We start from the raw sequence: 13,497 nt of genomic DNA, 5'->3' as shown, positions 1-13,497 counted from the left end.
GCTCGCATAGTCGCATGTACCGCCCACAGCCATCGCGAGCAGATATTCGAACCATTCGTGTCACGCCGAGCGTCCATGAGAACACGGGAAGGTTACACGGCGGTTGACCTGCCATGTCGTGAACGCGGCGCAAAGAAGCGAGATCAAGCAGCGTACGTATGACGCGGTGCCGAGCGGCTGCGTCATCTATCGGACGCGCGCATCCGCCACAGACTACCCGAACGCTGTGAGAGTCCACTGCTGTTTCGAGATGTGGCTCGACCAGTAGTCCGCGGAACTTCATATGACGTTTTCGCGACAAACCCCCAATGCAGTCCAGCGCGCCACACTGCTCGGCGTGCCAGCGGCGTTCGATAGACCAACGGTTGGTTTTTTCGTAGACTGGCTTGATGGATGGGGTGTCCACCAGCCGCCCGAGATGACAAGGATTGTTAAATGGCCGCTGGCGATGTGGCGTGCGTGGCTGTCGTGCAGCGCTGGCATGACGCTGGTGAGCTTCAGTGGCGAGCCCACGGACATTTCATTCGGCGCGCAATCGTTGTCGTGATGGTGCGCGTGGCGTGTCCGTAGGGCAGGCCGCGATCAGCCTGGCAATCCAAACTCAATCGAAGTGCTTGACACGAGGCACAGTGCGATCGAAGCAACGGCATTGCCTCCGGTGGCTACTGTTTTGAACCACGCGCACTGGAGAGGCTCCCCGGCGAGGCAAATCCATAGTTCACCAGGTGGTTTGGGCGGTATTTTGAAGTGGCTTAATATGACTGAGCTGTCTGATCGATTGAAACGACCATGGCACTGACAGCAGTGTGCCATGGTCAACGGCTAAAAATTCGTTCCTGACGAAGCGAGGGGCATTAACCGATGGATATGAGCGAAGCACTCTACGGCGCGGAGTATTATTCAAGTCACTGCGGTACGGTGCCATACGAGAGAAGTGCTCATTGGCTCAATTTTTTTGGAAGAGTCGCGGATGAACTGATTCGCGGCCTGCAGCCAAGGACCGTGTTCGATGCGGGATGTGCACACGGTTTTCTCGTCGAATCGCTTTGGGATAGAGGGGTCGAAGCATTTGGTCGCGATATCTCGAGCTTCGCGATTTCAAAGGTTCGAAGCGACATATCGGCCAACTGCCAGGTGGGCTCGATAACCGAACCGTTTCCCGGTACTTACGATCTGGTGACATGCATCGAGGTGCTCGAGCATCTTCCCGAGGAAGCGGCGCTGGAAGCAATTGACCGTATTTCCGAGGCGACATCAACGATATTGTTTTCTTCGTCGCCGACCGACCTCACCGAGCCGACTCACATCAATGTGAGGCCGACCATATATTGGTTGAATCGATTCGCAGAACGAGGTTTTGCACCGGATTTCCTATTTGATGCGAGCTTCCTGGCTCCGCACGCAATGGTGCTCAAGCGCGCTGAGGTGCCTCCGGAAGCCGCGGTGCTTCAATTGTTTGCGCAATATATTCGACTGAAAATGGCGTTGGTCGAACGGGAGCAGCGGATCGGCCGTCTCGGTGAAGAGCGCGATGCTTTGAAGAAGCAGCGTCAAAGCGAGCTACAGGAACTTCAGTCGCGTGTTGCTGGCGAAATCAGGGGTTTGAATGGCGTGCATACTATCGATCTAACGAAGCAGGTCGCGGCACGTATCGCGGAGATCGATCAGTTGGTGAAGGCGCTGGATTTGGTGCCGTTGCAACACGCCCCCGCGTCTACGAATCAAATGGATTTCGCGACTTGGCGAGAGCATAGAACTGTCACGCCAAGCGAGCTGATTTTACAGAGACGGATGAGTGGCTCACTGTCCTGCACTCCGAAGTTCAGCATTCTTGTGCCAGTCTACAGGACACAAGTGGACTGGATGGATGAGCTTATCAGATCTGTCAGATCGCAGAGCTACGAAAACTGGGAGCTGTGCTTTGCGTTCGGTGATCCCGGTAGTGTCGATTTGCTGGAATGCATTCAGAAGCATGCGACACAAGACCCGCGCATCAAGGTCAAAGTGCTTGATTCGAACGGTGGCATCGCCCGTAACTCAAACGCCGCGCTCGATCTCGCGAGCGGAGATTGGGCGGTTCTGCTCGATCACGATGACACATTGGCACACAACGCTCTTTTTGAATTGGCGCGTGCCTTAAATGATGATCCTATGGTCACGTTGCTGTATTCGGACAAGGATCAAGTCGATGTCACGGGACAGCAACACTTGATGCCGCTCTTCAAGCCGCAGTGGTCACCGGATATCATGCTTAACGCGAATTATCTCACCCACATCACGGCGATGCGCATCGATCGGCTGCGAGAGATTGGCGGGTGGGATCCCGATACTGACGGGGCCCAAGATTGGGACATCTTTCTGCGCGTGATTGGCCGCGAGGGTAAGGTCAAGCATATCCCGCGAATTCTCTATCACTGGCGCCAAGCGCCCACATCGGTTGCATCGGGTGGGCTGGCGGTGAAGCCTTACGCGGCAAAAGGGCAACTTCAGACGCTCGCGAAATATCTTCCCGAGGCCGGGTGGCCGGGGGCGACGCCCGATCTGGATGGAAGCGATATCCATATCAACTGGAGTAGTCAATGGCAGCCTTCAGTCACGCTGATTGTTTTGTCGGAAGGCGAAATTTCAACCGAGATAAAGCATCTTGGAGCAAGGAGTGCGTTCCAGGTTATTCCGGTGATGATCGATGCGCGGGGGCGTGAACTGGACGAGGCCATCGCTCGCGCAACGGGAGAAGTCATTGTAATCGTGGATGCCGATGCGGTGCCGCGCTCCGATTCGGTTTTCGAAGAGTTGATAGGCCCGCTACAGAATCCGGCAATTGCGCTTGTCGGCGGGAAATCGATTGATCAAGTCGGGAGATTGATTGATTTCGGCCGTATTTTTGAGCGCGGAATCGCTCGCCCATTTTTGCGTGGGCAACCACGCGCGTATTTCGGCATGTTCGGAAGTGCTACGTGGTACCGGAACGCACTCGCGGCGCCTGCGACGTGCCTCGCGTTTAGAAAAGCACTGTGGAATTCTATCGGACCTTTCAGCAGTGCCGAGCCGGGTACTCAACCGGATCTCGCGTTTTGCCTGCGAGCGACGCTCGGTGGTTATGGCCGCTTGCTGTTGAATCCGTTTGCCGAATTTTCGACACAGAAGCCGGGGGTATTTGAGCGCCTTTATTCTGCTGAGAGCAGGTTCGGAAGCGTTGTGGCTAAATATCCGAACGGTGATCCGTACTTTCATTCGGCCCTTGAAATGAGCGCGTCGGGCGAGATTCAGTTTCCGACCAACAAGGCTGTTGCAGCGTTTCACGACTATGCGGCTGAGGCACGCATGTTTGCCGAGTCGTTTACCTTTGATCGGGAAGACGTGCGTCGATCAATTGACGGCGTCGCCGCGTCGGAGGCCGGGCCGTTGCGAAGCATGGCCTGGTTCGTTCCGGATTTCGATAATCCGTTCTATGGCGGCTTGCACACGATTTTCCGGGTGGCAGATTTTGCGTTGCGCGAGCGTGGTATCGAGCAAAATTTTGTGGTCGTTGGCGGCGATCGTCCTGAAAAATATGCCGCGTGCATTGGACGTGCATTCCCCGCGTTAGCAGACAAGGCTAAGATCCACATCACACGCAGCCTCGACGAAGTGCCGCCGCTCGAGAGCGTAGACGCGGCGATCGCTACGCTTTGGATTACGGCGCTTCCGGTACTCCGACTCGCAGCCGCGCGCCGGAAGTTTTATTTTCTGCAGGATTGGGAGCCATTGTTTTATCCTGCAGGCACGTTGAGCGCGATGGTGGAGGCAACATATCGATTTGGCTTCCGCGCGATTTGCAACACGGTTTCGCTTGCAAATTCCTATCGCGAGTTCGGCGGTCATGCCAATCATTTTGTTCCCGCGACAGATCCGCGAGTTTTCCATGCTCGACGTCCCGAGCGTCTGCCGACGGATCCAGTCACCATCTTTTGTTATGCCCGACCGGGACATCCGCGCAATTGCTTTGAGGTACTTATTGCCGCATTGCGTGATATCAAACACGAATATGGCGATAAAGTCGATATCGTCACAGCGGGTGCGGAGTGGGATCCCGCGCAGTACGGATTGGTAGGAACCATTCGGCATCTTGGGCTCCTGTCGTACGAGGAAACTGGAGTGCTCTACCGCGCGGTCGATATTGGACTGGTAGCCATGTCAACACGTCACCCGTCGTATTTGCCATTCGAACTGATGGCATGTGGGGCACATGTCGTGACTAATCGAAATAACTATACTTCTTGGCTTTTGCGTGATGGGGAAAATTGTAGTTTATTCGAGGTGGTAAGAGGCGATATTGTCGCATCGCTGCGTAAGGCTATCGATGATGAGGATTACCGCGTAACAACTGCACTACAAGGGGCTACGCTGGTGAAAGAGCAATACAGTGATTGGGGACGGACTTGCGCCAAGGTGTGCGACTTGCTTGCGCAAGCTGAATTTATATAACGTGCTCTTGATCGGTAATGATTGAAATGACTTCTAGCGATGTAACGTTACACGACTTCAGACCAGCTCTCGCGGAGCGGAACGCAGAGGCTTTCGTGTTTTTCGAGCGGGCGGCTGAGAACGTTGTGCGGAGTTTTACTCCAAGCAGGGTGCTTGTTGTCGGTCGATGGGCCGGTCTTCTGATCGAGGCACTCTGGGATCGCGGTGTCGAGGCGAGCGGTGTCGTCGGGGGGGACGAGTACTTGCAAAATGTGCGTCTTGACGTGAGGCCGTTTTGTTCTGCGACTGTTTGCGAAAATTCGCAACCTGAGCTTGTAATTTGGCTCGAGGCAAACCTGCTCGCATCAGGTGTGCTTTCCAGTGATGCCGTCGGAATTTTGCGTCGGGCGAATCGGTTTTTGTTTGCGCCAATATTCGGTTCGGACGCTGAAATTGCGGCTCCGCTGAAATTGGTGCAAGAGTTGGCGAAGGAGAGCTATTATCCTGTCTTGACGTATGATGCCGGTTATTTGGGCGTCGGTGCGTTCCTTTTTGAGCGAACATCCGATATGCATGTCGATCATATCGACCTTGCTCGACAACTGAATCTTGTCGACCGTTCGCGCCGTCAGGAAATGCTCGTCAAGCAGTTAAACGTAGTGTTGACAAAGGAGGTGGATGCAAGCGCTCGCATCGAGGTAATGAGGGCGGCGTCGGAACGAGAGGTAGCATCGCTAACGGAGCGTTGTCAGTCTCTTGAGAGAGAGCTGGCTGTTGTAGAACATAATCTATCGAATGTTCTGAATTCCGCTACCTTGACTGCCGCATCTTTAAGGTCCCAATGCTTGACGCAAAATGAAGACGCGGAATTGCACCTCGGACTCGAGGAATTGGTACAGAGAACGGTAAAGGCCGAGCGCGATTTGGACGTGGCAATGGCCCAACTCCGCGCAATGCAATCGTCGACTTGCTGGCGAATGACGGCGCCGATTCGGGTACTTGGGACACGATGGCCGAATTTGAAGTTGATTGCTCGAAACATGATAAAGCTCATATATTGGACCGTAACGTTTCAGTTGCCGGCGCGACTGAAGCGACGTCGTGAGTTTCGACGGCAATTAAAGCGCTGAAAGTGCGGGAATCATAGTAGACTTGATTGCGGAGACGGCATGCTCGAGATGACTGATCATCAGAAATCGGCCTTTCGGATCACAAGGCGCCCGGGGATTCTGCTTCGTGCGCAGAGTAGCCGCTTCGGGGACCGGGTGTTTTATTGCAATCGTGGTGTCCGTCACTGGATCATGGATGCGCAGTGGCTTGCGGAAAATGGCTTTGAGTGGCCGACTGACGTCCGAGAGGTAGATGGCTCGATACTCGAGGCATTCAAGCCGGGCAGGCGAGTGGCCCGACAATGGGGTGAGGCCGACTGGCGGAATCCACCTCGAATCAGTACGGCTACTTTGAGAGAAATATGTGTTTCGAAACTCACGGGGAGAGGGGTCGAGATCGGGGCCGGGACCAGTCCAATGCCTGTACCGCTGGATTGCGAAGTGCAATATGCCGATATATTTTCAGCGGATCAACTTGTCGATCATTTTTATGATGGCCAGGTGCCAAGTGACCTGATTGTGCCCGATCTGGTCGCGAGTTTCGAAAATTTGAGTGTCGTTCCGGATGAGAGCCTCGACTTCATTGTCGCGTGTCACGTCATTGAACATACGTCGGATCCGATCGGTGCGATTGTTCGAGGCATGCGTAAGCTGAAATCAGGAGGATGGATGTCACTTGTCATTCCCGACATGACGCGGACATTCGATCGTGAACGCTCTCTGACCACATTGAGCCATTTGATTGAAGATTTCGAATGCCCGAGCCGACAGAGCGATCGGGAGCATTTCAAGGAATTTTATAGGTTGGCGATGCCGGTCGATCCTAATGAATATGCGGATTATTGGTTCGCTAGATGGCTGGAGGCTTTTCCGATTCACTATCATGTGTGGACCTATGATTCATTCATGAAGGTAATTGATTGGGTTTCGAGAAATGTGCAGCAATTTTCGGAGATATGGTCTCAGCCGACTCTCGATTGTGCTCCGGATTGTATTGAATTCTATTGCGCGATCAAAAAATTATGATTTCTGGGAAGCGTGTCGCGTCATCTAATGTGTGCGGCTACCCGCGACCTGCTGGAGCCGAAGTCGGGCATTGATCGTCTTGTGTCTCGCTGATCGGATAGGGTTTCGGATGTACGCTTGCGAGGTCTCTCGCAGGAGGTTCCGTATCCGCAAGTGTTACGCAATATTTGCGAACCAGAGGCGAAGGTTATTGATTTTTCGATGCTCGAATTAATCGACTTGTAAGGTGGCGCAGCGGGGTGGTGATGTCGTTGGAGCGGGATTGACTCAAGCATCGACGTCCGCACATTCATCTCGAGCTGCCCAGCCTCGCGTTGATGCTGAAAACTGATTGAAATGTCTTTGGTAGTCGATTGGACGCATCGAGGGCTTTATCGATCCGACATTTCTCTTCTGTATATTCTCGCTCAACGCGTTCCACTTGATGTATTGACCTCGTTGTGCGATCGAGTGAGTTCTTGAATCGTCGCGGTTCGATCGAGCGAGTCATGGGGCAGATGGTCGATTCCCGGAGATGCGACGGCGTTCGATTGCATCTCATGTCGACGATCGGAAATTTCCTTACCAGGCCCGGACCTTGTTCAGATCCATTGGGTTGCTCGAATACACGACTCCGCCCGGTGTAACGCCCTAGCTGTTCTAGCGAGCAACTTCCAGTGGTACGTGTGTCGCCTCTGTCCGAGCACGCATTTCCAATGCGACTCGGCTGGTTGCCGATCGCGTATGGCGATGAAGGCGGTGCCGAGCGTCAGATCTGGTCGTTTATAAATCGTTGGCAATACAAATAATGTGAAGGGTGATTGTGTTTTGGTTCTGCTAATGGATTATTCGCATCTCATTTTTTGTGACGATCGAGACTGGGCGCGACCGTTCAACGCGTGCGGTTGATGTGGGGGATTGCTCAAATGAACGGTTTTGAGCACACTAGTGGCTTTCCCGTTGGCAGGTCGCCCTCGGGTGGAGCGGCGACTGGCTGTGATGACTGTTACTGATTCATTTTCTGGCAAGCATGTAGAACTTTCCGTGTCGGTGGTCGTGTATCACCCTGATCTGGAAAAGCTGCGCGATACGCTGCGGAGTTTGAGCAACGCGATCGCTATGGTGCGCTTGTCCAGGCCTGGCATGGCGGCACACTTGTATTTGATCGACAACGGCGGTTTCGGTGGCGATTCGGCTGCAACGGCGATGCTTGCGGAGGCTGGCGTATCCTGCACGATGCTTGCGGGACATGGCAACGTCGGGTACGGGAGAGGGCATAACATTGCAATTGCGGCGGCAAGCAGTCGCTATCATCTCGTCCTGAATCCTGATATCGATCTCGATCGCGATGCGCTGATGCGCGCGCTGCATTTCATCGATGGCCATCCGCATCTTGGTTTGCTGGCGCCGTATGTCGGCGACAACGACCGTGCGGTTCAGTTTCTGTGTCGCCGCTATCCAACAGTGCTCGATTTGTTCGTCAGAGGGTTTCTGCCAACGCGACTGCGTGTCCCATTCAGTTCGCGCCTCTCCCACTACGAAATGCGCGACGTGATCAACGATCACGACATCGTCTGGGATCCACCCATCGTCAGCGGCTGCTTCATGCTGTTCCGCACCGAAGTGCTGAAAAAACTGGGCGGTTTCGACCCGCGCTATTTCCTCTACTTCGAGGACTACGATCTCAGCCTGCGCACGCACGATGTCGCGCGCGTCGCGTATGTGCCGTCGGTCCGCGTGATCCATCACGGCGGTGGCGCGTCCCGCAAGGGCTTCGCGCACATCCGCATGTTCGCGGCATCCGCGTTCAAGTTCTACAACCGTTTCGGCTGGAGGCTGTGGTGAGTCATCTCGTCGTGACCGGTGCGAACGGCTTCGTCGGCCGTGCGGTCTGCCACCGCGCGCTGGAGGCCGGACATACCGTGACCGCCCTGGTGAGGCGTCCGGGCGCAACTATCGAAGGCGTGCGTGAATGGGTGCACGACGCAGCCGATTTCGATGGCCTCGACGAGGGATGGCCAACGGATCTTGGCGCCGACTGCGTCATCCATCTCGCGGCACGCGTGCACGTGATGCGCGACGAGTCGCCAGACCCCGACGCCGCATTCGACGCGACCAACGTCGCCGGTACCTTGCGTCTCGCCAAAGCCGCGCGCCAGCATGGCGTGCGCCGCATCGTTTACGCGAGCAGCATCAAGGCGGTCGGCGAGAGCGACGGCGGGGTACCTCTGTCGGAAGCGGCGAGTCCCGACCCGCAGGATGCCTACGGCCGCTCGAAGCTGCGCGCGGAGCGGCAGCTCGCGCAATTCGGTGCGTCGAACGGGCTCGACGTCGTGGTCGTGCGCCCGCCGCTCGTCTACGGTCCGACCGTCCGCGCCAACTTCCTGCGCATGATGGACGCGGTTGCGCGCGGGATGCCGCTGCCGCTCGGTTCCATCCCGGCACGCCGCAGCATCGTCTACGTCGACAACCTGGCCGACGCACTGCTGCGATGCGCGATCGATCCGCGCGCGGCCGGAGAATGCTTCCACGTCGCCGACGACGACGCGCCGTCGGTCACGGGCCTGTTGCGCCTGGTCGGCGATGCGCTTGGCAAGCCGGCGCGCCTGATCGCTGTCCCTTCTTCCGTGCTGCGGGCGCTCGGCGCACTGACCGGCCGCCGTGCGGTGATCGACCGTCTGACCGGCAGCCTCCAGCTCGATACGGGCCGGATCACGCGCGTACTGGACTGGCATCCGCCTTATACGACAAGACAAGGCCTCGAAGCGACGGCCGCATGGTATCGTTCGCGCGACACACAACAATAATCGCCATGTTTCTCCCGATATCCACGTGGCCCGAAGCGGCCGCGGTGGCGCTGGCCGCAGCCGTCGCGTCCACGGCCATCCTGCGCATGCTGCTCGCGACCGGCCTCGCGTGGCGCCTTGCCACCGACATTCCGAACGACCGTTCGCTCCATACACTGCCGACGCCACGCGTCGGCGGATGGGGCATCGTCCCGGTTTGCGTCGTTGCGCTGCTCGCGCTGGCGCCGCACTTGTGGCTGATCGCCATCGCCGCCGCCGGACTCGCCGCGATGTCGCAGATCGACGACCGGCGCGGGCTGCCCGCCCGCGTGCGGTTCTCGGCGCACCTCGCGGCGGTCGTCGCGCTGATCGCCGTGTTCCCGGCCGACGCACCGTGGTGGCTGCTGGTCGGCATCGGCTTCGCGATGGTCTGGCTGACGAACCTGTACAACTTCATGGACGGCGCCGACGGCCTCGCGGGCGGCATGGCGCTGTTCGGCTTCGGCGCATATGCGGTTGCCGCGCTGACCGGCCCGATGCCGTCACCGGATCTGGCCGTGGCCGGCTCGGCCGTCGCCGGCGCCGCACTCGGCTTTCTGCTGCTGAACTTCCATCCGGCCCGGCTGTTTCTCGGCGACGCGGGTTCGATTCCGCTCGGATTCCTGGCTGGTGCGCTCGGCTATTGGGGCTGGCGGGCCGGCGTCTGGCCGATCTGGTTCCCGGCGCTGGTGTTCGCGCCCTTTATCGCCGACGCATCTGTAACACTTTTGAGACGTCTGTTACGTGGCGAAAAGTTCTGGCAAGCGCACCGGGAGCATTATTATCAAAGGATGGTCCGGGCGGGCGTAGGTCACCGCCGGACCGCTCTTTATTGGTACCTCATCATGCTCGCAGGCATAATCGTCGCCGTGTGGGCAAAGGGCCGCCCGGAACTGCAGCAGTGGCTGTCGTTCTTCGCGTGGTACGGCGTCCTGGCATGTATCGGACTGATAATCGACATGCGCTGGCGCCGGTTTCAGTCGGCCGCCGAAAATAACTCTTGAGGTTTCCTGCCGATGTTGCGATCCAAAGCATCATGGCTTTCGCTGAGCGCTTTCCTGTTTGACCTGACGGCGGTTACCGCCGCGTGGTTGTTCGCCTATCTCGTCCGATTCAACGGCAGCGTTCCGTCCGATTTCATGGGCGGCGCGCTGACGGCGCTCGTCTGGGTGCTGCCGGTCTACGCGCTGATGTTCCATGTGTTCGGCCTGTATCGCGGCCTGTGGGTGTTCGCGAGCCTTCCGGACCTGGTTCGGATTTCGAAGGCGGTGATTGGCGGCGGCGTGATCGTGATGATCGGCGCCGTGATGTTCCAGCCGTCGCCGATCATCCCGCGTTCGGTGTTGCTCGTGTCGCCGCTGATGCTGTTCCTCGCGATGGGCGGCGCCCGCGCGCTGTACCGCGCAACGAAGGAGTTCTACCTGTACGGCGGGCTCGTCGGGCAGGCAAGCCGGTGCTCGTGCTCGGCGCCGGCACGGCCGGCGCGAGCCTCGCGCGCGAACTGTCGCGTTCGGGGAATGGCGTCTGGTGGGCCTCCTCGACGACGATCCGACCAAGCAGGGGCGCGAGATCTACGGTACAAGGTGCTCGGCTCGTTCAACGACCTGAAGCACTGGACCGATGCGATGAAGGTCGAATACGCGATCATCGCGATTCCGTCGGCATCCGTTGAAACACAGCGCCGCGTTGCGACCTTGTGCGTGCGCGCCGGCGTGAAGGCGATGGTGCTGCCGTCGCTGACCGCGCTGATGCCGGGGCAGGGGTTCCTGTCGCAGGTGCGCAATATCGATCTCGAGGACTTGCTCGGACGCGATGCCGTCACGATCGACACGCCGCACGTCGAGGCGCTGCTGCGCGGCCGCGTCGTGATGGTAACCGGCGCGGGCGGTTCGATCGGTTCCGAGCTGTGCCGGCAGATCCTCCGCTTCAAGCCGGCGCAACTGGTTGCGTTCGATCTTTCCGAATATGCGATGTACCGGCTCGCTGAGGAACTGCGCGAGCGCTTCCCCGACCAGCCCGTCGTACCGATCATCGGCGACGCGAAGGATTCGCTGCTGCTCGACCAGGTGATGTCGCGCTATGCGCCGCATATCGTTTTCCACGCGGCCGCGTACAAGCACGTGCCGCTGATGGAGGAGCACAACGCGTGGCAGGCGCTGCGCAACAACGTGCTGGGCACCTATCGCGTCGCCCGCTCGGCGATCCGCCACAACGTGCGCCATTTCGTGCTGATTTCGACCGACAAGGCCGTCAATCCGACCAACGTGATGGGCGCGAGCAAGCGGCTCGCCGAGATGGCGTGCCAGGCGTTGCAGCAGACGAGCGAAGGCACGCAGTTCGAGACGGTGCGTTTCGGCAACGTGCTCGGCAGCGCCGGCAGCGTGATCCCGAAGTTCCAGCAGCAGATCGCGAAGGGCGGCCCGGTGACGGTCACGCATCCCGAGATCACGCGCTTCTTCATGACGATTCCGGAAGCGTCGCAACTCGTGCTGCAGGCGTCGAGCATGGGGCACGGCGGCGAGATCTTCATTCTCGACATGGGCGAGCCGGTCAAGATCGTGGATCTCGCGCGCGATCTGATCCGTCTCTACGGCTTCTCGGAAGGGCAGATCCGGATCGAATTCACGGGGCTGCGTCCGGGCGAGAAACTCTACGAGGAACTGCTCGCGGATGACGAGACGACCACGCGCACGCCGCATCCGAAGCTGCGAATCGCGCGGGCCCGGGAAGTGCCAGACCATCTGCTCGACGAGCTGCTGCCGTGGCTGATGCAGCACCGCGTGCTGAGCGACGACGAGGTGCGTCGGGATCTGCGGCGCTGGGTGCCGGAATATCAGACGACCGTCGCCCCGGTGCTGCAGAGCGTGCCGATGGCGCGAGCCGTATCGAACGAATGAGCGCTCGCGGACGCCGCCCACGTTGGCCCCGAGCATGAAAAAAGCGCCCCGCGAGGCGCTTTTTTCGTTTTGGGTGCTGGACTCACTGCCCGCGCCTTTCCTTCCTCACCACCATCCACCGCGGCACCTTGAACCTGACGATGCTGAGATAAAGCCACACATACGTCAGCGCGAACAGCACGACAAAAACGAACAGATGCACCGTGTGCCGCCAGAACAGCGTCGCCGGAATCACCGCAACGAGGCACAGCAGCCAAAGATAAGGCGACGTCAGCGAATTGCGCCGCGTGAGGTCGTGCGCATGCTTCGTCCCGACGGCCCAGCGCATCAGCCGCTTGTACACGAGCATATGAAGATGCACGCCATCCGGAATCCCCGGCGACATCCCGCGGATGAACTTCTTCCGGTAGATCGAGAAACACGTCTCGAAGATCGGATACATGAACAGCAGCACCGGATACCACGCCGACACTTCGCGATTGCGCATCACGAGCATGATCGCGAGTTCGGCGAGCATGAAGCCGATAAAATACGCGCCGCCGTCGCCGAGGAAGATCAGCCCCGCGGGGAAATTCCACAGGAAGAAGCCGAGCACGGCGCCCATCATGATGATCGACGCCGACATCACGACCGGGTCGTTGACGTGGAATGCGACATACGCAAGCGACGCGAACATCATGAAGCTGACCATCGACGCGAGGCCGTTGAAGCCGTCGATGATGTTGATCGCGTTGGCCAGCGCCGCGACCGCGAGCACCGTGATGAACGCCGAAATGGCCACGTAGCCGAGCAGGAAGTCGAGCGGCGGCACGCTGATCCGCTTGACCGCGATGCCCAGCAGCCAGAACGCCAGCGCGGCCGCGCCCATCGTGCAGAGCAGCCGCGCGCGCGGCGACACGCGCTTGGTCAGGTCCTCGACGAGGCCCGACAGGAACGCCGGCATCCCGCACGCGACGATCCCGAGAATGCTGCCGGCGATCGTCGGATAGCGCCGCGACACGAGCAGTGCGGCAATGACGACCCCGGCGAGGATCCCGATGCCCCCGACACGCGGCACCGGCCGTACGTGGAATTTCTGCACGCCGGCCAGGTCGCTGTCGACCGAGAATTTCTCGTGCAGATGCGCATAGCGCACGATGAACAACGTGACGAGCAGGGAGACGATGAAGCCGGACGCGAAGCTGAGCATGGGATCGCTCGAAAAATGGACAGCGG

Annotated in this window: 8 protein-coding genes and 1 pseudogene; 8 read left to right on the top strand and 1 reads right to left on the bottom strand. The window is 58.6% G+C overall.

Annotation, left to right across the window (positions count from 1 at the left end):
- Positions 1–283 precede the first annotated feature (283 nt).
- The 8 genes and pseudogenes from PL79_RS27780 (at position 284) to PL79_RS27745 (ending at position 12,282) form a co-directional block, all read left to right on the top strand.
- Positions 284–547 carry a hypothetical protein gene (locus tag PL79_RS27780; protein WP_135801158.1) on the top strand — a complete coding sequence of 88 codons (264 nt, stop codon included), beginning with the start codon at positions 284–286 and terminating at the stop codon, positions 545–547.
- 314 nt (positions 548–861) lie between these two features.
- Positions 862–4,467, top strand: a complete 3,606-nt coding sequence (locus PL79_RS27775; RefSeq protein ID WP_082088592.1) for a rhamnosyltransferase WsaF family glycosyltransferase — start codon at positions 862–864, stop codon at positions 4,465–4,467.
- Positions 4,468–4,484: 17 nt separating this feature from the next.
- Positions 4,485–5,576 carry a hypothetical protein gene (locus PL79_RS27770; RefSeq protein WP_135801157.1) on the top strand — a complete coding sequence of 364 codons (1,092 nt, stop codon included), beginning with the start codon at positions 4,485–4,487 and terminating at the stop codon, positions 5,574–5,576.
- A 39-nt stretch (positions 5,577–5,615) separates the two neighbouring features.
- Positions 5,616–6,581 (top strand): methyltransferase domain-containing protein, encoded by a 966-nt coding sequence (locus PL79_RS27765; protein WP_082088591.1) that lies wholly within the window; start codon positions 5,616–5,618, stop codon positions 6,579–6,581.
- Between the two features lie 978 nt (positions 6,582–7,559).
- Positions 7,560–8,405 carry a glycosyltransferase family 2 protein gene (locus PL79_RS27760; RefSeq protein WP_044846280.1) on the top strand — a complete coding sequence of 282 codons (846 nt, stop codon included), beginning with the start codon at positions 7,560–7,562 and terminating at the stop codon, positions 8,403–8,405.
- Entirely contained in the window at positions 8,402–9,367 is a 966-nt protein-coding gene (locus tag PL79_RS27755; RefSeq protein ID WP_044846312.1) for a UDP-glucose 4-epimerase family protein, read from the top strand. Before PL79_RS27760 ends, PL79_RS27755 begins: the two co-directional genes overlap by 4 nt.
- A 5-nt stretch (positions 9,368–9,372) precedes the next feature.
- Entirely contained in the window at positions 9,373–10,389 is a 1,017-nt protein-coding gene (locus tag PL79_RS27750) for an MraY family glycosyltransferase (RefSeq protein WP_044846279.1), read from the top strand.
- 12 nt (positions 10,390–10,401) lie between these two features.
- Positions 10,402–12,282: pseudogene (locus tag PL79_RS27745) on the top strand (polysaccharide biosynthesis protein).
- Between the two features lie 82 nt (positions 12,283–12,364).
- Here the strand turns inward: PL79_RS27745 and PL79_RS27740 are convergent.
- Positions 12,365–13,471, bottom strand: coding sequence for an MraY family glycosyltransferase (locus PL79_RS27740; protein ID WP_044846277.1), 1,107 nt, complete (start codon positions 13,469–13,471; stop codon positions 12,365–12,367).
- Positions 13,472–13,497: the final 26 nt, after the last annotated feature.

Origin of the sequence: Burkholderia sp. USMB20 (assembly GCF_000949135.2) — a bacterium.
Taxonomy (GTDB): Bacteria; Pseudomonadota; Gammaproteobacteria; order Burkholderiales; family Burkholderiaceae; genus Burkholderia.
The sequence above is the reverse complement of the archived record's forward strand: the minus strand, read 5'-3'. Positions and strand labels throughout refer to the sequence as shown.